Genomic DNA, 21,243 nt, shown 5'->3' with positions numbered 1-21,243 from the left:
GGATTAATACCATTCAAAAAATTGTATAAAAAAAGTACCTCATTTTTAAAAATAAGGTACTTTTTCTATTTCCTCCTATAAAAGGCTTATTATAATCGTAAACCTAAAATAGTAATATCATCACGTTGAGGAATAACGCCCATATGTTCGTCTAATGCTTTTTCTAAAGCTGATTTTTGTTCAAGCATTGGCTTGTCAGCATTTTGTTGAAGCATTTCGATTAATTTAATCTTACCAAACTTCTTACCGTGTTTGTTATTTTGATCTTGTAAACCATCCGTTGTAAGATAAATAGAAGACCCTTTCACTACATCAATTACAGTGTTTGAGAAACTGATCTTAGATGACTTTCTCTTATGCACACCACCAATTGATTTATTGTCACCTTTGTACTCTAACATTTCAGTACTTCCAGGTTCCATAATATAAAGAGGTCTCTTGGCACCAGAGAATACGATACGATCTTCTCCTGTCAATGTTCTTTCAATCATACACAAACAAACATCCATACCGTCATCATTACTCTTGTTTTCTTGATGAAGGGCGTCGATTACACCTTCATTCAACATGTCAAGAATTTTTGCTGGATCGTAAACCTGTTTCTGATTAATGATTTCATTTAATAATGTGTTACCAATCATTGACATGAAACCACCTGGTACACCATGACCTGTACAGTCTAGTGCAGCAACAAATATTCTTTCAGCAACGTCGTTTTTAGAGAAATTGACTGATGCTAAATTTTCTTTTCTTTCATCAATTTTAGAGAACCAATAGAAGTCACCTGATACAATATCTTTAGGCTTAAAGAAAATAAAGTTCTCTAATAAACCTGTTTGCATCTTAGCATTCGATGGTAGAATGGCTCTTTGAATAGTTTGAGCATAACGAATACTATCTGTAATGTGCTTGTTCTGGTTTTCAATTTCTTGATAAGCATTCGCATTCGTTAAGGCAATAGCAACATAGGAAGCTAGTGTTCTTAAGATGTTCAACTCATTTCTTGAATATGCATTCCTATCGTAACTTTGAACTGTTAATACACCAAGTGATTTTTCAGTGATCAATGGTAGGTAAACTAATGATTTAGGAACTTCCGATGTTTTAAAATCAGGAGTTTCTCTTAAGAAATTTTCTACCTCATTATCATAATCATTGATTACAATTTCCTCACTTGATTTATAACATAATACCGAAAGGCTGTTCTTCTTATCCATGTCATAACTGAACAATGGTAAGCTCAATCCATTTTCAAGGAAGTTGATATATTCAATCTTATCATATTTCTCTCTGTAAATACCAATACCGAATACAGCAGCATCCATTAAAGTATTTACATAAGCATAAGCCGTCCAGTTAATAGATTCTAAATCTAGAATCGCAGTAATTTTCTGACCAAATTCTGATAAGACTTGAATGTTATCGTACGCTTTCTCGATTTGAGTTTTAGCAGATTCAAGAGCATCTCTTTGTTTTTCGATCTCCATCTTCTGACCTAAAATCTCATCGTTTTTATTTGCAAGCTTCTTGTTTTTACTTCTGTTTTGAATGTAGCCCGTTACAATTACACCAATTACCACAAAGAGTAACACCATCATGATGATGTAAACCTTACGCATTGTTTCAGCCTCTTTGATCTTACTCTCCTGTAATTCTTTATCACGCTCCAAAAGCTCTAATTCTTGCTCTCTTTGGCGAGTACGGATTTCATTTTCTTGAAGTCTTAATTCATTCAGCTTCTTGGTTTTTACTAATTGATCAATCTCTTTTGATTTCTTCTCTGCCTCAAGCGCATTCAAAGTAATTAGTAATTCCTGTGCTTTTTTATCTTTCTCTAATTCATTTTGTTTCAACTGAAACTCTTTCAATGACTGCTCTTGTTGTAAAAGCTCAAGGTCTTTTGCTTTACGGGCATTTTCCTCTGCTAACTTTTTCATTTGAGCTTCCGTCACTTTCTGGTCCATGATCAAAAGGTCAATCTCTTTTTCCTTTTGTTCTGCAGCGATTCTGGCTTCAGTAATTTCATTCAAACGTCTTCTCTCTGCACCAATGATACTATCTTTTAAGACATTCAAGCTACTGATTGCTTGAAAGGCTTTCTTGTAGTCATTTGTTCTTACGTAGTTATTCGCAATTTTCTTGTAGTTCTTTTCCAATTGCTCATAATCACCTGCCATACGTGCATACTCCGAAGATTTATTAAAGTATTTACGTGCTTCAGCAAAACTACCACGTCCTTGATATACAGTTGCTTTATACGAATAAGCTTGTGCAATTGGACCAGGTTGACCTTGTTTGATTCTGATATTCAATACCTCATCGTAGGCCTTTAAGGCATCATTATGACGAAGGTTTTGGTTGGATAAAGTACCAATATTAATCAGTAGGGTAGTATTCTGAACGTCAGGTTTACCAAACTTTTTATTCACGGCTAATGCATCCTGGAAATACTTAAGAGCTTTTTCACTCTTTCCTAATTTCTGGAAGCAGTAACCAATATCGTTAAGTGGTACGTGCGTACCTTCTTCATCACCTAGGGTTTGTTTATGGGAAAGAATTTCAAAGTTTACGTCTTTAGCAATTTCATAATTGCCTCTTCTCATCTCTATTGAAGCAATTTTGGATAAAGCGTTATTATAAGATTGAAGATCTTCTTTTCTGTTATTGAGAGCGTATTGCCCTTTGTAGTATTCAGCACCTTTGCGGAAGTACACTAAAGCTTCATCATAGTTTCTCAGCAAAAGATAAGAGTTACCTAAAAGGTACCATATCTCAGTCTGACGCTCTAGGTCGTTCATACGCTCGGCTACTCTCAATGCTTTCTTCTCATAATCGATGGCATTTTCGTAAATACCCCAATCTTGATACAAGAAACACATCTCGCCGTAGGCGTCGTACAAAGGTATATCTTGATCTTCTTGCTCAAAGATTTTAATGGCTTTTAAACCATAATCTATCGCAACATCAAAATCTCTTCTGAGCTTGTGCATTGTTGAATACATCATCAATGCCTTGGCTCTACCAAGATTGTAATTTACCTCGTCGGAAATCTTTAAAGCTTTATCAATGCTCTCTTGCATTGATGTGAAATTACTTTTGTCTAATTCTAAATGGGCTAACTGGATTAATTTATCAACTTTAGTCCTTCCGTTAGGAAGCGTCGATATTTGGGACTTCAACTCATTGATGTCTTGTGAGTAAGACTGAGTAGAGATGAACAGAAATCCAAAAAGTACTAAAATTAAACGAGCTAATTTTTTTGTTAACATAAACCTTGCTAGTCTAAATCTTCTTGATAATACCTATATATAAAAAACCAATAGCGGTGATCTACTTAAAAATAAAGGCGGTTTTATGAATATTCTTAAATGTACATAACATCAAGGCTATGTACAAAGCTTTTGCTTAAATTTTATTTGTAAATATTACACGTTAATTCAATAAAATATTAGAATAATGCTATTTTACCAATATTTCTAGTATCGGCTCCATCGCTTTTCTCACTACCTTGCTTTTACATGAGAAGTTATTTACTATTATCGTAAATGCTAATATATCGCCACTATTCGTATTGATATAGCCTGCATAACTTCTCACTCTCCTCATAGAACCACTTTTACCGTATACCTTTCCTTTCGCCTGATTATAACGGCAAAAATATTTCAAAGTCCCCGAAACTCCTGTCACCGCTAAGGAGTTGTAAAAAGTTGCATACTGAGGAGTACTGTAAATCTTCTCTAAAGCAGAAGTCATATTTGAAGCTGAAAAAGCATCAAACGGAGAGAGTCCACTTCCATCTTCCAAGTAGATTCCTGAGGTTATGACACCAATAGAATCTAATTTATTCAAGATAGAATAAGTAATACTATCTGCTACAATTGACTTTGTCTTCTCATTACTAACGTACTTTGCAACGGATTCCGCATATAGATTGATACTTTTTTTATTTGTTTTATCAATTATCCAAGAAAGTGGTTTTGATTTCACCTCACCAACTCTTTCTGATGAAGATAATTTTTGTTTACTATATTCCACTCTCAAACGTTCTTTACTAACAATAACTCCCTGACTGCTAAGTGTATCTGCTAGCATCCAGATAGCATGATAATCAGGGTCTGTCACTCCCCCTTTCACTCTAAAGTTAGACCGGTAAGGTGGTAATGTTCCTCGAATAATATGACTGTTGGAATAAGGTGATGAAAATAAAAAAGAATTATCTCCTGTTCCTTTTTCGCCAGCAGTTACTTCAGAAGTAATATTAAGGTAAGGAGGGTGAGGCTCTACTTTATTGATCGTAGCCACCGTACCTGTTGCACCCGTTTTAAGATAAAGCTTAAACATATTATCATTTAGATTTAAAGAAGCGGCCCCTACTCCATAGTAGTTACCCAAATCTTCCCAAACCCAATTGGGAGGTGTAGTTCTTGTACCGTACAATGAGGCATCAGCTATAATTTCACCTTTAATTTCTTTCAATGCCGGTAAAGATGCTTTCACTGCACTGTCTAACGCTATTAATGTAAGTGTAGGATCTCCTCCCCCATGAATAATTAAATTTCCATCTAAAATTCCGTCTTTAAAATCGCCTGTATAACTGATTCCTGTTACAAATTGAAAGTCCTTTCCTAACTGAAATAATCCTGCTGAAGTTGTAAATAATTTGGTGATTGAAGCAGGAGTCAAAGCTCTGTCTTCATCATATTTAAATTCAAAATCATTGCCTTTAATTGATTTTACATGGAAAGAAACAGAAGCTCCTTTCATCCATTCATGAGCCAAAAACTTCTGAAATTCCTCCTCCAAAATTTTATTTTTAGTTTGGGCTATAGCTTGTGAAAACAAAAATTGGAGAATTAGATTAAAAAATAATATCTTACTGACTGTGAGAAAGGATGATTTAATTAGATTAGTATTCATGTTTACTTCGTTTATCTCGCAAATTCTCGGTAAATTTGACATTTGAAACAAGTTAGTATAAACTATTTATTTGTAACTAATTCAAAGTCGATTAAATAGCAAAATCACAAAAATTAAATACATAAACATTTGATAGAAAAAGTAATTCCATTAGAAGATGTTACTTTGGTTGATTTCTTAGGAGTTGACAACAGTAATATCAAAGAATTATCAACAGCTTTCCCTCATAGTAAAATCATAGCAAGGGGAAATGAGATTCGTATACAGGGTACGAGTGCTGAAATTATCAAGGTACACAAAGCCATTAATGAATTACTTATTCATTATAAAAAGTTTGGAAAGGTGACTGTAGATAATGTTTTAGATTATGTAGAAATGAATGCAGATCTACATGATGAGGACATTAAAGATGAAATATTACTTTACGGAGCAAAAGGAATTGCAATCCGACCTAAAACAAGCAATCAGCAAAAGCTAGTCAATGCCATAAAGAAAAATGATCTCGTTTTTGCTCTTGGGCCAGCAGGTACAGGTAAAACGTATGTGGCTACTGCCTTAGCAGTAAAAGCATTAAAAAATAAGCAAGTAAAACGTATTATCATTTCTCGTCCTGCTGTTGAGGCAGGTGAAAGCCTTGGTTTTTTACCAGGTGACTTAAAAGATAAAGTTGATCCTTACTTAAGACCTATTTATGATGCACTCGATGATATGATTCCATCAGAAAAATTAAAGTTCTATATGGAAAATAGAGTCATTGAAATTGCACCATTAGCCTACATGAGAGGTAGAACGCTCTCTAACGCGTTTGTATTGTTAGATGAAGCACAAAACACAACGGAGATGCAAATGAAAATGTTGCTTACTCGTTTGGGACCGGACTCAAAAATGGTCATTACGGGTGATGAATCTCAGATTGATTTACCTCCAAGACAGCGATCAGGGTTAGTAACAGCATCAAGAATACTTTCTAATGTGCCAGGCATTAAAGTAATGCACCTTACCCAAAAAGATGTTGTAAGACATAGATTAGTAAAAAGTATTATTTCTGCTTACAAAAAAGTGGAAGATAGAAAGAAAGAAGAAAAAGAGAGTGCTAAGAATGACAATAAATAAAGGAGCTAAAATTACTTTATTATTAATAGCTGTAGCATGGCTCCTAAAGAGTATTGAATGGTCTTTAGGAGTCGATCTCTTTCATTTTGGAATTTATCCCCGTAACCGATTAGGGATCTTTGGGATTTTTTTCCATCCTTTTATTCACGGTGGCTTCAAACATCTTTTTTCTAACACTGTTTCATTTGCCATCCTCTGTTTTTCACTGTATTTCTTTATCCCAAAAATTGCTTCAAAAGTCTTAAGACAGCTTACCTTATATACAGGCATTATGGTTTGGCTCTTTGCTAGACCGTCCTTTCATATTGGTGCAAGTGGTGTGATCTATGGTATTGCCTCCTTCCTTTTTTTCATAGGCATTTTTCAGAAAAATCCTGGGTCTCTTATTATTTCACTTTGTATTGCCGTCCTCAACCACGGTATGCTTGTAGGTCTAGTTCCTAATGAAGAAGGTATTTCTTGGGAGTCTCACCTATCAGGTTTCATTGTAGGTTGTGTACTTGCTTACTATTACAGACATGTGGAAACGGAGTTTTCAAGAAAAAAAACATTGGAAGTAGAAGATGATTTTTCATTTGAAGGTTATAGAAACTTAGAAAACAAAGGTTTCAAGTATAACTATAAAGAAAAGGAAGACAGTCAACGCTAATAATGTTATTTCCTAAATAGAGTTAAGCTACCTATTTAGGAATAGATTAAGTATTCATTCCTCAATCTTGTACCTTATATTTAGGTACCCTACTTATATTTTTTAGATGAAGGTTTTTATTTTAAAATAAGTAGATGATTAAAAGGTGTATAACACACCACTTTAATATATAAAGTCAAACGACAATCAAATTTTGATATGATTTTCAACTTATTTCGGAAGTTTAGACTCCATAGAGGTAGTGAAGAGTACGGTAGAGTAAAGCGGATTATTATATATACTTTACTGATAAATGCTGCTTTCGCTATTTTATTTAAATATGTTGAAGCAGTTTCATGGAATGAAGCCATCTGGCAAACCTGGCAAACCGCCACCACTGTTGGTTACGGTAATCGCCCTGCGGAAACATTATTTGGACGAATTATTACAATGATTCTAAGTACTGTTAGTATTGCATTTGTTGGAGCAATGTTCAGTGCTGTATTTGATTATAAAGAATATCACAAAACACAAAAGAAATTAGGCTATATGAAAAATCCATTTAAAGATGGGTATGTAATCTTTAACTTCCCAGCCACTGCCATCGCTAAAAATTTTATTGAAGAGTTAAGAGCTATTGAAAAAGATGTTGGGATATGTTTTGTCGATAATAATATCGAATCATTACCCCTAGAAATTCAAGAAATACCTAACATACACTTTGTTAAAGGCTGTCCTTTACAAAAAAGCACTTATTTGAACGCAAACATCAATCAAAATAAAACGATCATTGTGTTTCCCAATGCTACCAATGTTTCCTCTGCTGATGGAGCAACGAAAACAACGGTTGATTTATTGGAACGTTTTGTCACTGATGGTACAAGAATTTTATTTGTATTGGTTGAAAAAGCCAATACTTGGATGTTCGATGATAATGATGCGACTTATATTAATGCCGACCTTTCAGTTTTAGCCATTGTACAAGAGTGTCAAGACCCTTATTCGGCCATGGTCGTTGAAGATTTATTATATAATACCAAAGGAGCCAACCCTGTCACGGTGGAAATTAATAGCCTAGATGGGATAAAATGGATGGATCTTCAATTAAAAATTATGAAGGCCAGCGTGATACTAAATCAGCAATGTAATGTTATCGCTTTAATACAAAATGGCAAGACAGATGCCTGTCCAAACCCTGATACTGTACTCAATAAGGGGGATATGCTGTCGATTGCGACCTATTCCAACTTCTCTTGGAAGGAGATTGAAAGGGAAATTCTTGTACTACAAGATTGACAATCAATAAGAATCATTTAGAAATCTTCTTGATTATTTTTGCAAATCATTTTCCTTTTTTATAAAACTTGATTATATTTGCGATCCGAAATCATGAATTGAATTTGAAAAAACCTTATTAAAAGGAAAATATAATGATCGAAATTAAAGTAAAAGATAACGAGTCTATCGACCGTGCTCTTAAGCGTTTCAAAAAGAAATTTGAGAGAACAAAAGTATTACGTCAATTACGTGCACGTGCTTACTATGAGAAGCAATCAGTAGCTGACCGTAAAAAAGCTATCAAAACAGCTTACAAAATCAAAATGAGAACTGAGCAAGGTGCTTAATCTCTTTTTTGAGTTCTCAACGAAAGCCTATCAATTTTAGAATTGATAGGCTTTTTGCTTTAAAAAATTTTCAAATTCTAAATTTTAAGTGTAATTTAGACGCAAGTACTCTTCGGAATATAATTGTGTATTGAGTAATAATAAATTAGTATTTTGAGATTCATAAATTAAAATGAATAGAGTTTTCGACGAGTACGAACAGCAGGTATATTTATATGACAATACTCCAATCTTTTTTAACTTATCTAGAATTTGAAAAGAAAGTAAGTTCCCATACCCTCACCGCCTATAGAATTGACTTAGAACAGTTCCAAGCTTTTTTGAAAGAAGAAGATGGAAATGCGTCACTCGAAAAAGCAACAAAAGCGGAAGTTAGAATTTGGGTAGCTTCATTAATGGAAGCAGATTTAAGCCCAAGAAGTATTAATCGGAAAAGCACTTCTCTAAAAAGCTTCTACAAGTACTTAAAACAGTGTGGTATCATAGACATTGACCCTGCCAAGACTTTACATGTATTAAAAACCTCGAAAAGAATCCCTCAGTATGTTAAACCACAAGAAATGGATAATATGCTCAATGGAGAAGTTTTTGACGACTCTTTTGATGGAATAAGGGATAAACTAATTTTTGAGTTCCTTTATGGAACTGGATTAAGAGCAAATGAGTTATTAAGCATACAAGTCAAAGATCTAGACTTTTATAAAAATACTGTAAAAGTCTTAGGAAAACGTGATAAGGAGCGTATCGTTCCTCTACACGCAGTATTAGTACAACAACTTAAAACTTACCTTAGCAATAGAAAAGAACATCAAAACCCCGATCTATTCCTACTACAAGATGGTGCCACCTTGAAGTACAGCCAACTTTACAGCATTGTAAAGCACTATTTGGAGGTGAATACAACAGCAGGAAAAAAAAGTCCACATATTTTAAGACATTCTTTTGCAACAAATATTTTAGAAAAAGGAGCAGCCTTAAATGACGTAAAAGAACTACTTGGACATGCCAATCTTTCTGCCACTCAGATATATACACATTCTTCGCTCCAAAGAATGAAAAAAGTACATGCACAAGCCCACCCTAGAGCAAAGAAAAAAAGGGTTTGAATACTGAAAAAATGTTGTAAATTCATACAACCAAGTTGGAAAAAAGCCGTAATATAGATTATAAGATAAACGGTAAAATTAATACTTTTAGCAGGGTGTTATACGACACATTGTTTTGTACAAATGAGAAAATTGTACAGCATCTTTTCACAGTTAAAATTTTTCATAACACATAAAACTGTAAGAATATGAAACTCGACATCCAATCAATACATTTCACAGCAGATCAGAAATTAATCGATTTTATTGAGATTAAAATTAATAAATTGGAAACTTTTTATGACCGTTTTACAGGAGGAGAAGTATTCCTAAGGGTAGAAAAAAATGGTGACAACAGTCGAGATAACAAGGTAGTTGAAATCAAGTTACATCTTCCAGGAGATATTCTAGTTGCTAAGAAGCATGGTGTATCTTTTGAAGCCGCAACAGATGAGGCAACTGAATCTTTACGCCGCCAAGTAAAAAAATATAAAGAAAAACTTTTAGATAAATCAGGAGCTTAAGCTCAAACCACCTCATTTGTAGAAAACGAGGCTAAAAGTTCAATATAAAAAGATGCTAAAGGGCAGTTCATTGTAAGATGGACTGCCTTTTTTATTTTGCAGTTTAAAACATATTACAAACTAAAAAACCTCCACATACTGCAAAACAATAGGGGAGGCTCAGTAAACGAGGATATAAATAATTTTTTCAACATTGACATAAATCAAATGTCCACCAAAATAAGCTCTTTGGTGCTCACCTTATCAAAATAGCATTAAAGTACTTCAATAAGGCGAGGATAAAACGCTGAATATTCCTCGTTTACCAATACTAAATATTATTACAGACACATACTAATCCTTTAAGATTGTTTAGAGTAATCTAATATTTCTTTGCTTAAAAGGGTAATATTAGGTTCAAAATCAAAAAATTAGCGAGACTATTTTCTACTCAGTGGTTTATACTTTGATTGTCTTAAGATCTTGTTCGCATTATCGTCTGCCATTAATTCAGAGAGAGTAATTTTTGGATTCGCTTTCATATAGCTGCCAACAATTCTCCAACCTAACCACCTTCCAATTCTTCCTGGGCTCTCTCCTGATATTTCTGATGTTGTGGGTCTATCATCAACGTAACGCTTCACTGCCATACGCTCAGACTTGTACAGGAGCTCATTTTCAACAAAGTGAGACCATATATATCCTTCATTGTAATTGACTTCTACCAATTGCTGCTCAGTATACGCTACTTTGATAGTATCTGGAACATAAGGTAATACTTCATCTACAAACTCATAAGCCTTTCCCCACGCAATCATATGTGACAAGACAGTTCTATCATTCGCATTCACCTTATTAAAGCGGTTCGAAAGGATTTGAATAGTAAAAGGAACTAAATAGTTCGGAGAATAACGCTTTAGAATATAATTAGGTACCTCAGGTACTCTATAAGTTGCCGTTTCACCTTCAAAGTAATCCAGACCTATCACGATAAAATCACCAAAGTCAATGACGTCACCACCGAAACCCCAATTGGCAAAGCCTGAAACTGAAGTATAAATTTTGGGTGGCACAAAATCAGGGAAGTGGTATTTTATATATTTAAATGCTTGTTCAAACTCTTTCTTTTGCTTCTCGAAATCTCCGAAAATTCTATCTGCATCTAATTTCAAAGTATCATTTTCTACCTTTTGTCTAAAATCCCAAAGTGCATCGACCAAATAGGCTCTTGAAGGATAAAGTCCCGCTTGTAGGAAATACTTATGTTCTATTTCAGGATTTTCAATCAAATACTTTACAATCTCATCCTTGCTTTTCAAAGCAAAAATTTCCTGTTCCAGCCTCCTTACTTCTACATTGACTTCAATATCTGATACATCAGGAACTTCCTTTTCAGTATCATTATTACAACTTACAAAAGTCAATAACAGCAACACTCCTACTAAAAAATGGGAATACATATTTCTCATAAAAAATCCGATCCGTTTGATTTATTAATTTAGCGGTCAAATATAAACAAGTACAAAGAGAAAAGTAGTGAATAGGATTTATTATTTCCTCTAAAAAAGAAAAAGCGCTACCACGGAAAACCATGATAACGCTTACATATTTTAAAGTTCTGAATAAAAATTCAGAAGCATATTATCCTGCAAAAGCAAAGAATACTAACCAAACAACGATTAATACGCTTAGTAAGATAGGTAATGAGTAACGTACAATATAACCGAAGAATGAAGGCATTTCTACACCTGATTGTTCAGCAATTGATTTCACCATAAAGTTAGGTCCGTTACCAATATAAGTCATTGCACCGAAGAATACCGCTGCCACTGAGATCGCTGTAAGCTCTAATATAGCTTCAGCGTTTGGAGATCCTTGTACAATACCATTTGTAAAGTCAATCACGTCTTTCACTACACCAATATCAGCACCCTTAGAGGCCATTGCAGCAGTAAAGAAGTTCAGGTATGTTGGAGCATTATCCAAGATTCCTGATAAAGCACCTGTTGCCCAATACAATGAATTGTGTGTGATCAATGCTGCACCTTCTGGAGACTTCGCAAAGTTGGCAACTAACTCAAGTGCTGGCATCATTGTACCGAAAATACCAATGAAGATAAAGGCTACTTCACGAATTGGCTCAAAGTTAAATTCGTTACCATTGATTGCCTCCTTATCTGCTAACTTGAAAGATAAGAAGCCTACTGTTAACATGATTACTTCTCTAATGAAAGAAAATAGTGTCGCTCCTTCATGATGTTCTAAGTCCGCAAGGAATCCAATAGAAAAACCATCATGTGTTTGAAGAATACCTGGTAACCAACCAATTTTAGAAGGATCTAAAAATACTGCACCTACTAAAACAGCTAACCATGCAAAGTTTTTAGAACCAGTAATATTGACCTTGTTTGTATACTCTTTTTCTTCTTCTCCAACATGCAACAAGTTTCTTTTGTTGATGAAACGCTTATCAAAGAAATAGAAAACCAATGCTAAAACTGCAATAGCGAAAGCCCACATTGGTAAACTGTGTACTAATGTCCACTCAAAAGGCACACCTTTTAAGAAACCTAAGAATAATGGAGGATCACCAATTGGTGTTAATGCTCCACCTACATTACTCACAATGAAGATGAAGAATACAATGTGATAAGGTTGAAGTCTTTGTTGGTTTAGACGCATAAATGGTCTAATCAATAGCATTGAAGCTCCTGTTGTACCAATGATATTTGATATTACCGCTCCAAATACCAGTAAAATAGTATTGACCATTGGTGTACCTTTTCTATCTACTTTAATCATGATACCACCTGAAGCGATATACAAACCTGATAGCAAGGCAATAAATTGGAAATACTCAAAAAATGCATGGATTGGTGCGTGAGTATTGTGTAAACCAAAAATGTAATACAGCACTACAACCGATGCTAGACCTACCGCTACTTTTGGATAGTTATGATGCCAAAATTTTTCGTAAAAAAGTGGTCCTGTAGCAATCATCGTCAATAATGTTGCAAACGGAATAACTGACCAGGCAGCAGCCTCTGGATGACCTCCTCCACTTGCTAGGGCTGGAGCTACTCCTACTGTCATACCTACTCCAATCGACAAAAGTAGAAGTAATAATTTCTTTTTCATAATTGTGTATTATATCGTACTTGATGCTTGATGCAACTAGAAAGATTGTTGTTTTTAATTAGTATTTACTTGAACGCCAATCGCATAAGTTGAAATTCTCGTATTCTTTTAATATTTATCCTCTGTAACTGCAATGCTATTTTAGAAAATTTAGAGAACTCAAAACAATGATAAAATTCAATAAATCTATTTAAGAGAGTTCATTAAGATAGTTTTAACAATTCTTTAACCTCTTTTTAGATCTGAAACGTTAATCGTAGATAATTACTCACATTTTATTTTACTGTATTGATTTTCGTTTAATATTGTTTGAAATACAACTTTACCCTGCAAATCCATATAAAGTAGTATGTTTAATTTTGCCTGATGTATATATTGTTTACCAATAAATAAAGGGCGTTGAATATCCCCCATATTTTCTATAGATTCAAACTCAGGGAATATTACATCTCCAAACTTTGAAGTGTAAACTCCAAACTTATTTTCCTTTACGTATCGGATCCAAAATTGGTCATCACTTAGTGCAAATAATTCATAACTTTCACACTCTAAAGCTATAGTATTGTTTACAACGTCTAGTAACTTCCATTTCTCATCTTCCCATACAAAAGCTAATCCGTTATTGATAGGTTTCATCTTTTCATAGTAGAGCCTTGCTGTTTTGGCATTTGATAGAGAAAGTAAACCATATTTTCCAGCTTTTTTACCCATCCATAATTGTTCTCCTTCCTTTTTCAAGTGCGTTTTCTGCAAAGGTTCATCAAAAATTGGAGGAATCCTAAAAGAAGAATCAGGCACAAATAAACCATATTTCCCTTTAGATTTTAAGTGAAATACGCCATTGTCATATTTTATGGACGAATATCCCTCATTATAAATCTTTTTTCCTTTTACAGAATAAAGATATTCTAAAGAACCATATTTTGCCGTCACCACTCCCTCTTGATATACATTTAGTTTACTGAATTGGGGTGTCATGATCTGAGACCCATTTTCATTCAATAAAGCATATTTATTATTCCTTTTACTTTTAACGGATAAAAAAGCAGGGTTTAATGAGTCTTGTTGGATATGTGTAATGTTCCAGTCCTTATATTTCTGAAGCGACAAGGTCTTTTCTGATTGAAAAAACTTTACCCAATATTTTTTTTCTTTCTCTATCAATAAATCTAACTCCTGATTCAAAAAAGAAAGAGTGTCTGAATCATGCTCTCCTATTTTTGAGCCATCCCATTGATAAGCATTCCACTTACCCTTCCATTTTGATATCACACCTTTATCTTGAACCAAGACAGGCTGAAGCATTGAATCAATTTTGATTTTCATGTCATAATTGATCAGTTGCCATAAAGAGTCATTTCTTACCAGCCAACCTTCTTCATTCGATGTATCTCTGATTTCATCAAAAGTCACTCCCTTACTCCATTTTTTTCCATTAGGAGAATAAATAGACCACTTACCGGCCTCTGAGAGTGCATACCATTGGTCTTTCAATAATTTATAGCTTTCAAACTTGAATATAGAGTCCGCAGTAGAAATATTATTTTCAAAAATATCTGATTCTGTATAACTGGCCCATCGTCCTTTTTTCATCACCAATACCATATTATCAGAAATATGAATCAATTGCCCCGCTTCAACAGGAAATTTAATTTCGCCTTCTAATGAAATCACTCCCCAACGCGACTTCTTTCTTACACCAAATAACCTATTACTTACTCTCAATACTTGATCATAAATAGTAGGCATCCATTCCCCCTCATTTAGAGCATAAATACCATATTGATTATTCTTTTTCACACTCACCAACCCTTCTTCTAATGGTATTATTTCTTCATACTGACACACTACAACTACTTTACCTTTTCGGTCTACCCAACCCATTCCAGATTCTTTTGTCACCTCAAAGTAGGTATTTGCTGTACCATGACAATTATAATCTGATGATGCACTTACAAAGTCTCCTTCAAGATAAGCATGACCATTTGCATCGATAAAAATAATCTCCTCGTCTCTACAAACAGGAAATACTCTTTCCTTTTCATTTAAAACAGATCCATAGTATTCTTTTTCAGACCAAGTGGGGTAATTGGTTAAAATACTATCTTTTACAGTTGAAAAATACCACAAGTGGGCAATTGCTGAATCTGCATAAATACTTTGGGGGTAGTCTCGGATAAACTGTTCATAGTCACTTCTAGATCTATTCTCAGTTCTTAATTTATAAAGTTGACCTTCTACCTTTTCTCTGTATTTATTATTAGGATGCTCTAATAAGAATTGAGCTAAAACCTTTTCATCCGCATCTTTTGTTTTAGAATGATAAACCAATAGCTCATATTGATGCTGTGCTTCTTCCGCCTGTTTTGCTTCAGGGTAGGTTCTTACAAAAGCCTCATAAGCATTATAACTATGTTCTTTTTTAGCATTTTCAAAACCAAGGCTGTCTCTAAGTTCAATAGCTCTAGGGATGTATAAGGCATGTGGGAATTTTTGAATATAAGCAGCAAAACCTAGTTCTGTCATACTATCTAAAGTTTGATCAAAACCCGTTTTTTCTACATTCTGAATCCAATTTTTAATAGAATCTTCAGTCACATAGCTTTTAGACCAAGAATTGATCTGATCTTCAGATGCCGCATTCCATAAGGTGTCAGCACTTTGAAAATAATAGTAAGCTGAGTCTAAGTTAGAGACCTTGGGAACATAAAAGAAATAAAGCCCTAAGTAAGATTGCAAAACAGCATCTGTCACTTCAGCATTTCTTACCTTTTGTATTTTTTTTTCAATTTTGATATACTCCTCTTTTTCCAATAGCTTCCAAAATGATTTTACATTTTGAGCAAAAAGCGTATTAGTGCAAGCACAAAAAAGTAGCAGTAGAAAGTAAAATTTCATCTTTCTAATTCCTAAATAAGGTGATACTTTATCCAAGATTTGTCTGATTGCTATTTAGTTTAAATTGTTCGATAATAATATTTCGTTATTACTATCCGTTACCCCGTACCTATTTATAGCCCCAAAGTTAAGATATTCTACGAGTAAGTACTAAGTCAAAAGTAATTAATAGATAATCCCATTTTGTTTTTTGTAATTACAATACAAAAAAATGGAATAATAATGATGTCTGTTTCTTCAATTTAATCTGTCATTATCACAAAATAGTACTAGGCATATTGTATCTACTCTCCGAAGATCAGCGTTAAAAATGCTTACCTCTAAGCTTAAGCCCCCCTACATCGAACAAATTAATTTGAAAACTCTATTATTCTTTACAATAATTACAAACTTTCAACTTTCAAGTGAAGTTATTACTACAATGTTGTTAAGAATTAAACTCTACGCTTAACTTTGTGACGAAGTTAATAAAAAAGTAAATGTCGAAATCAGGACTACCTTTCTTTGTAGCAAAAAGATATTTCCTATCTCAAAGAAATATCAAAAGCATCCCTCTAATGCTCATTGTATTAGTGGTTCAAATGTCTTTTGGGTTAATTATCTTTTTAGGAAAGGCCATAGGAGTACTTTTTACATTCTCCCCAAAACGGATTCGTAGGACGTATAAAGGATTAGCAGAACGATTTATTAAACAAAACTTCATACAAACGTTATCTAATATTGCGATGATTGGTGTGGGTTTTGGTACTGCTGCACTAGTTATTGTACTTTCATTATTTAATGGAATGGAACAAACGTTGACGGGTATGTTCAATAGACACAACCCTGAGTTAAAAATCATTCCTGCCGAAGGGAAGTCATTTCCTTACACTTGGTCGTTTCGTAATGAAATAGAAAACGTGGAAGGAATAAAAGCCATAACTGAAGTAATTGAAGATAAAGTTCTGATCCTTTACAACAACAAACAGAAAGTAGTAACGATGAAAGGGGTAAGTGAAAACTTTGCACTTCAAACTCAAATTGATACTACCGTTGTTTTAGGAACAAACAAACTTTTTAGTAATGACACAAGATATGTTTTGGTAGGTTCTGGAGTATATCAGGAGCTAGGGCTTCGACTAAGAGACAGTATGTACCCGCTTCAATTTTGGTATCCAAAAAGAAAAGGAAAAGCATCTCTAGACCCTGGAAAAGCATTTAATAAAAAGATAATTCAAGCAGGGGGAGTGTTTGTAGCTGAACCTCAATTTGATCAGGCTACCGTTATTGTTTCTTTAGAATTTGCTAATTCTCTTTTGAATTATGGTAACCTAAGAACTGGATTAGAAATTAAAACAACAGACGAATATACAGCGGATAAAGTCAAAAGTAACCTTCAAAAAGTATTGGGAGATGACTTTATCATTAAAACTAGACCTGAACAACAAGCTCAAGTATTAAGGGCTTTAAAAATTGAGAAGTTTTTTACTTATGGAACATTTGCGTTGATTTTAGGTATCGCCTCTTTCAATGTTTTCTTCGCTTTAGCAATGCTATCTATTGAGAAAGCACATGACATGAGCATCTTGAAATCAATGGGAGCCACGAATAAGATGATTGGTAAAATTTTCCTATTTGAAGGTGGGCTAGTCGCCTTGTCAGGTGCCATTTTTGGTTTGCTTTCAGGATATGTCTTCTGTTTTTCTCAAGAAAAATTCAAATGGATAAGTACAGGAGCTAACAATGGTATTTTAGATGCTTACCCTGTTGAAACCAGATGGATTGACTTTCTAATCATTTGCCTAACAGTCACTACTATCACGGTCTTTGCTTCAATTATTCCTGCCAAAAATGCGATGAAAAACGCAGGTAGATAGCAACTGTTGTAAGTTGTAAGTTTTAAGATTCAAATATTAAAATAAAATATAGGATGAGTTTAATTGAAAAAATCAAAAGTTCTGTAAAAGAGAACCTTGATGAGATTGTTGCCAATAGAAGACATCTTCATGCGAACCCTGAATTATCATATCAGGAATTTGAAACAGCTAAATATGTAGCTGAAAAGCTTAGAAGTTATGGTATTGAAGTGCAAGAAGGCGTAGCAGAAACAGGAGTAGTTGGTTTAATCAAAGGTAACAATCCTGATTCTAAAGTGATTGCATTAAGAGGTGACATGGATGCTCTTCCTATTATTGAAGAAAATGATGTTCCTTACAAATCTAAAAATGAAGGGGTAATGCATGCTTGTGGTCATGATGTACACACCACTTCTCTTTTAGGTGCAGCTCAGATTTTACAATCAATGAGCAGCGATTTTGAAGGAACAATTAAACTAATTTTTCAGCCTGGTGAAGAGAAATTACCTGGAGGAGCTTCACTGATGATCAAAGATGGAGCACTTAAAAATCCAACTCCTTCTAAAATGATTGGTCAACATGTAATGCCATTTATTGACTGCGGTAAAGTGGGTTTCAGAGAAGGAATGTATATGGCAAGTGCTGATGAGATCTATTTTACTGTAAAAGGTAAAGGCGGTCATGGAGCTATGCCTGAAAAAAATATTGACCCTATTGTAATCACTTCTCACATTATTGTAGCCTTACAACAAATTGTGAGTAGATATGCTGCTCCAAAAATCCCTTCTGTGCTATCTTTTGGTGATGTGAGAGCATTTGGTGCCACTAACGTGATTCCTAATGAAGTGAAAGTGAAAGGTACTTTCCGTACAATGAATGAAGAATGGAGAATGGAAGCACACGAACGTATCACTAGCATTGCCAAAGGTATTGCTGAAGGTATGGGTGCTACTGTAGACATGGACATTCAAAAAGGATATCCTTTCTTGGTCAACGAACCTGAATTAACGAGAAGAAACAAAGCGGCTGCGATTGAATTCTTAGGAGAAGAAAACGTAGTGGATTTAGACATCTGGTTAGCCGCAGAAGATTTCTCTTATTATTCGCAAGAAATGGATTCTTGTTTTTATCGTTTAGGAACAAGAAATGAGGAAAAAGGAATCGTATCATCGGTGCATACACCTACTTTTGACATTGACGAAGATGCATTAGAAATTGGTGTTGGGTTGATGGCCTGGTTAGCTTTGAATGAATTGAATTTCAAAGGATAAGGATTTTTAATTTAAGAATGAATAATTAAAAATTGTGGTATCACGGTAGTGTCAAAGCAGACCACCTTTTACCCCTTCATTCTTCCCTCTAACCTCCTACTTATTTGCTTAATAAATTACATTAAAAATACGATCACTTTTGAAAACCTTGTATAATTGCGCATTGTACAAGGTTTTTGTTTGAAATCACATAGATCTTCTTGACTGAAAAAAAGACAGAATGTCAATGTATTAGCACTGTTGTCAGTGATTTCAGGACAGTTTGACTTGAATATCAGCCTTGGCAATATTGTTGAAAAGCTACGTGATGTATATTTTAGACTAGAAAAAATACCGAAATGGCAGAAAATAAAGAAAAAGAAAATATCGAAAACAAAGAAGAACAAGTAGAAGAAACTAGTTCTGAAAATACTGAAGAACAAACTGAAGAAACTCAAGAAGAAGTTTCTGAAACTGACAAACTAGCTCAGGAGTTAGCAGAGATGAAGGACAAATACCTTCGTTTATACTCAGAGTTCGATAACTTCCGTAGACGTACTGCGAAAGAGAAAATCGACCTTACTAAAACTGCTAGTGAGAAAGTACTTTCTGCGATCATCCCTACTATTGATGATTTAGAAAGAGCAATTGCAAATACAAAATCAGACAGCGATGAAGTGAAGCCTGTACTTGACGGCGTTGTGATGATTAAAGATAAAATGCTTAAAACTTTAGAAGGACAAGGATTAAAGCAAATTGAGGATGCAACAGGAAAAGAGTTAAATACTGACTTCCATGATGCTATCACTCAAATCCCTGCTCCAACGGAAGAGTTTAAAGACAAAATTGTTGACGTTGTAGAAAAAGGCTACACGTTAAACGATAAAGTAATCCGCTACGCGAAGGTAGTAGTCGGTCAATAATTAATAAAACCTCTTTATGGCAAAGGCAGATTATTACGAAGTTCTTGGTGTCAGCAAAGACGCTTCGAGTGGTGAGATAAAGAAAGCATACAGAAAAGTAGCAATAAAGTATCACCCGGATAAAAATCCAGGTGACTCAGCAGCTGAGGAAAAATTCAAGGAAGCAGCTGAAGCTTATGAAATATTGAGTGATGATCAAAAACGTGCTCAATATGACCGTTTCGGACACCAAGCTTTTGATGGTTCAGGTGGCTTCGGAGGTGGCGGAGGAGGAATGAATATGGACGACATATTCTCTCACTTCGGCGATATCTTTGGTGGTGGCGGTAGCCCGTTCGGTGACTTCTTCGGAGGTGGCGGAGGCGGTGGTCGTCGTCAAAGAAAAGGTTCTAACTTAAGAATCAAACTTAAGCTTACTCTTCAGGAGATGGCGAAAGGCGTTGAGAAAAAAGTGAGAATCAAACGCTATACTTCATGTGAACACTGTAATGGTACAGGTGCTAAAAATGGTACTGACCTAGAAACATGTCATACATGTCATGGTACAGGACAGGTTCAAAAAGTAGTGAATACTATGTTGGGACAAATGGTGTCTCAAACGACTTGTCCTACTTGTAATGGTGAAGGTAAAATCATCAAAAACAAGTGTGAGCACTGTGATGGAGAAGGACGTGTTTATACGGAAGAAGAAGTGGCAATCAACATCCCTCCAGGGGTTGATGATGGAATGCAACTTTCAATGAGAGGAAAAGGTAACATGCCTAAAGGTGGTGGTGTTGCTGGTGACCTTCTTATTGTAATCGAAGCAATTGAAGACGAGCAGTTACATAGAGACGGCGAAAATATTCACTTTGAATTACACATCAGCTTTATGGACGCAGCTTTAGGTACTACAGTTGAGATCCCTACATTAACAGGTTCTGTAAAAGTGCCAATCGATGCTGGTACTCAAAGTGGTAAAGTACTTCGATTAAGAGGCAAAGGTATTCGTGATATCAACGGTTATGGTGTTGGTGATCAATTGATTCATGTTTCAGTTTTCACTCCGATCAAACTTTCTTCAGAAGAAAAAGATATTTTGAAGAAACTGAAGGATCACAAAAACTTTAGCCCGACAAAAGAGCACAAGCAAGAAAAACGTAAGAATTTCTTCTCAAGAATGAAAGATTTCTTTGCTCAATAGGCGTTAAAACAACTCCATTTAGATGGATAGTTATATTAAAAATCACTTCATTGTCTTGCACATTGAAGTGATTTTTTTTCACCTTCCCTCTTAATAACTCCAATAAAAATTTATGGCAAATAGTAGAAAGTCAGCGGTCAAATCC

The 21,243-nt window shown here is 34.6% G+C and carries 15 protein-coding genes; 10 read left to right on the top strand and 5 right to left on the bottom strand.

The window, feature by feature from the left end:
• Positions 1–89: 89 nt before the first annotated feature.
• Entirely contained in the window at positions 90–3,269 is a 3,180-nt protein-coding gene (locus IC221_RS22565; protein WP_188171114.1) for a tetratricopeptide repeat protein, read from the bottom strand.
• A gap of 190 nt (positions 3,270–3,459) precedes the next feature.
• Positions 3,460–4,803, bottom strand: coding sequence for a D-alanyl-D-alanine carboxypeptidase/D-alanyl-D-alanine-endopeptidase (gene dacB, locus IC221_RS22560; protein ID WP_188171113.1), 1,344 nt, complete (start codon positions 4,801–4,803; stop codon positions 3,460–3,462).
• A 243-nt stretch (positions 4,804–5,046) separates the two neighbouring features.
• Here dacB and IC221_RS22555 point away from each other — a divergent pair, with 243 nt between their 5' ends.
• From IC221_RS22555 to raiA, 6 genes are all read left to right on the top strand, one after another.
• On the top strand, positions 5,047–6,030 hold the full coding sequence (locus tag IC221_RS22555; RefSeq protein WP_044203052.1) for a PhoH family protein: 984 nt from the start codon (positions 5,047–5,049) through the stop codon (positions 6,028–6,030).
• The gene (locus IC221_RS22550; RefSeq protein WP_188171112.1) at positions 6,017–6,679 is read left to right on the top strand and encodes a rhomboid family intramembrane serine protease; all 663 of its coding nucleotides are present in this window, start codon (positions 6,017–6,019) and stop codon (positions 6,677–6,679) included. The genes IC221_RS22555 and IC221_RS22550 overlap by 14 nt, the downstream gene beginning before the upstream one ends.
• Positions 6,680–6,877: 198 nt before the next feature.
• Positions 6,878–7,954 carry a potassium channel family protein gene (locus IC221_RS22545; RefSeq protein WP_188171111.1) on the top strand — a complete coding sequence of 359 codons (1,077 nt, stop codon included), beginning with the start codon at positions 6,878–6,880 and terminating at the stop codon, positions 7,952–7,954.
• A 134-nt stretch (positions 7,955–8,088) separates the two neighbouring features.
• Entirely contained in the window at positions 8,089–8,283 is a 195-nt protein-coding gene (gene rpsU / locus IC221_RS22540; RefSeq protein ID WP_044203046.1) for a 30S ribosomal protein S21, read from the top strand.
• A gap of 215 nt (positions 8,284–8,498) precedes the next feature.
• Positions 8,499–9,389, top strand: a complete 891-nt coding sequence (locus IC221_RS22535) for a tyrosine-type recombinase/integrase (protein WP_188171110.1) — start codon at positions 8,499–8,501, stop codon at positions 9,387–9,389.
• Positions 9,390–9,577: 188 nt separating this feature from the next.
• Positions 9,578–9,892: a ribosome-associated translation inhibitor RaiA gene (raiA, locus tag IC221_RS22530; protein ID WP_188171109.1), complete on the top strand. Its 315-nt coding sequence runs from the start codon at positions 9,578–9,580 to the stop codon at positions 9,890–9,892.
• Positions 9,893–10,311: 419 nt separating this feature from the next.
• Here the strand turns inward: raiA and IC221_RS22525 are convergent, their stop codons facing one another.
• The 3 genes from IC221_RS22525 to IC221_RS22515 all read right to left on the bottom strand — a co-directional run bounded on the left by IC221_RS22525 (position 10,312) and on the right by IC221_RS22515 (position 15,907).
• Positions 10,312–11,331: a gliding motility lipoprotein GldB gene (locus IC221_RS22525; protein WP_188171108.1), complete on the bottom strand. Its 1,020-nt coding sequence runs from the start codon at positions 11,329–11,331 to the stop codon at positions 10,312–10,314.
• Between the two features lie 181 nt (positions 11,332–11,512).
• Complete coding sequence (locus tag IC221_RS22520; protein ID WP_223241463.1) at positions 11,513–12,964, bottom strand: sodium:proton antiporter; 1,452 nt, start codon at positions 12,962–12,964, stop codon at positions 11,513–11,515.
• 309 nt (positions 12,965–13,273) lie between these two features.
• Positions 13,274–15,907, bottom strand: coding sequence for a WG repeat-containing protein (locus IC221_RS22515; protein ID WP_188171106.1), 2,634 nt, complete (start codon positions 15,905–15,907; stop codon positions 13,274–13,276).
• A gap of 479 nt (positions 15,908–16,386) precedes the next feature.
• On the opposite strand from IC221_RS22515, the gene IC221_RS22510 reads away from it, so the two are divergent.
• The 4 genes from IC221_RS22510 to dnaJ all read left to right on the top strand — a co-directional run bounded on the left by IC221_RS22510 (position 16,387) and on the right by dnaJ (position 21,098).
• Positions 16,387–17,763, top strand: coding sequence for an FtsX-like permease family protein (locus IC221_RS22510; protein ID WP_052444220.1), 1,377 nt, complete (start codon positions 16,387–16,389; stop codon positions 17,761–17,763).
• 53 nt (positions 17,764–17,816) lie between these two features.
• Positions 17,817–19,013: a M20 family metallopeptidase gene (locus IC221_RS22505; protein WP_188171105.1), complete on the top strand. Its 1,197-nt coding sequence runs from the start codon at positions 17,817–17,819 to the stop codon at positions 19,011–19,013.
• A 338-nt stretch (positions 19,014–19,351) separates the two neighbouring features.
• Positions 19,352–19,915: a nucleotide exchange factor GrpE gene (locus IC221_RS22500; RefSeq protein ID WP_188171104.1), complete on the top strand. Its 564-nt coding sequence runs from the start codon at positions 19,352–19,354 to the stop codon at positions 19,913–19,915.
• Positions 19,916–19,931: 16 nt separating this feature from the next.
• Positions 19,932–21,098: a molecular chaperone DnaJ gene (dnaJ, locus tag IC221_RS22495; protein ID WP_188171103.1), complete on the top strand. Its 1,167-nt coding sequence runs from the start codon at positions 19,932–19,934 to the stop codon at positions 21,096–21,098.
• Positions 21,099–21,243 lie beyond the last annotated feature (145 nt).

The organism is Flammeovirga sp. EKP202 (assembly GCF_014534745.1).
Classification (GTDB): domain Bacteria; phylum Bacteroidota; class Bacteroidia; order Cytophagales; family Flammeovirgaceae; genus Flammeovirga.
Note: the sequence above shows the minus strand (reverse complement) of the source record. Positions and strands in the feature narration are given on the sequence as shown.

What these genes read in the sequence shown, in the direction of transcription:
- IC221_RS22520 (WP_223241463.1), bottom strand. Translation starts at nt 12,964, where the DNA reads ATGACAGTAGGAGTAGCTCCAGCCCTAGCAAGTGGAGGAGGTCATCCA.
- IC221_RS22500 (WP_188171104.1), top strand. Translation starts at nt 19,352, where the DNA reads ATGGCAGAAAATAAAGAAAAAGAAAATATCGAAAACAAAGAAGAACAA.
- IC221_RS22505 (WP_188171105.1), top strand. Translation starts at nt 17,817, where the DNA reads ATGAGTTTAATTGAAAAAATCAAAAGTTCTGTAAAAGAGAACCTTGAT.
- IC221_RS22510 (WP_052444220.1), top strand. Translation starts at nt 16,387, where the DNA reads ATGTCGAAATCAGGACTACCTTTCTTTGTAGCAAAAAGATATTTCCTA.
- IC221_RS22545 (WP_188171111.1), top strand. Translation starts at nt 6,878, where the DNA reads ATGATTTTCAACTTATTTCGGAAGTTTAGACTCCATAGAGGTAGTGAA.
- IC221_RS22525 (WP_188171108.1), bottom strand. Translation starts at nt 11,331, where the DNA reads ATGTATTCCCATTTTTTAGTAGGAGTGTTGCTGTTATTGACTTTTGTA.
- raiA (WP_188171109.1), top strand. Translation starts at nt 9,578, where the DNA reads ATGAAACTCGACATCCAATCAATACATTTCACAGCAGATCAGAAATTA.
- IC221_RS22565 (WP_188171114.1), bottom strand. Translation starts at nt 3,269, where the DNA reads ATGTTAACAAAAAAATTAGCTCGTTTAATTTTAGTACTTTTTGGATTT.
- IC221_RS22550 (WP_188171112.1), top strand. Translation starts at nt 6,017, where the DNA reads ATGACAATAAATAAAGGAGCTAAAATTACTTTATTATTAATAGCTGTA.
- rpsU (WP_044203046.1), top strand. Translation starts at nt 8,089, where the DNA reads ATGATCGAAATTAAAGTAAAAGATAACGAGTCTATCGACCGTGCTCTT.
- IC221_RS22515 (WP_188171106.1), bottom strand. Translation starts at nt 15,907, where the DNA reads ATGAAATTTTACTTTCTACTGCTACTTTTTTGTGCTTGCACTAATACG.
- IC221_RS22535 (WP_188171110.1), top strand. Translation starts at nt 8,499, where the DNA reads ATGACAATACTCCAATCTTTTTTAACTTATCTAGAATTTGAAAAGAAA.
- dnaJ (WP_188171103.1), top strand. Translation starts at nt 19,932, where the DNA reads ATGGCAAAGGCAGATTATTACGAAGTTCTTGGTGTCAGCAAAGACGCT.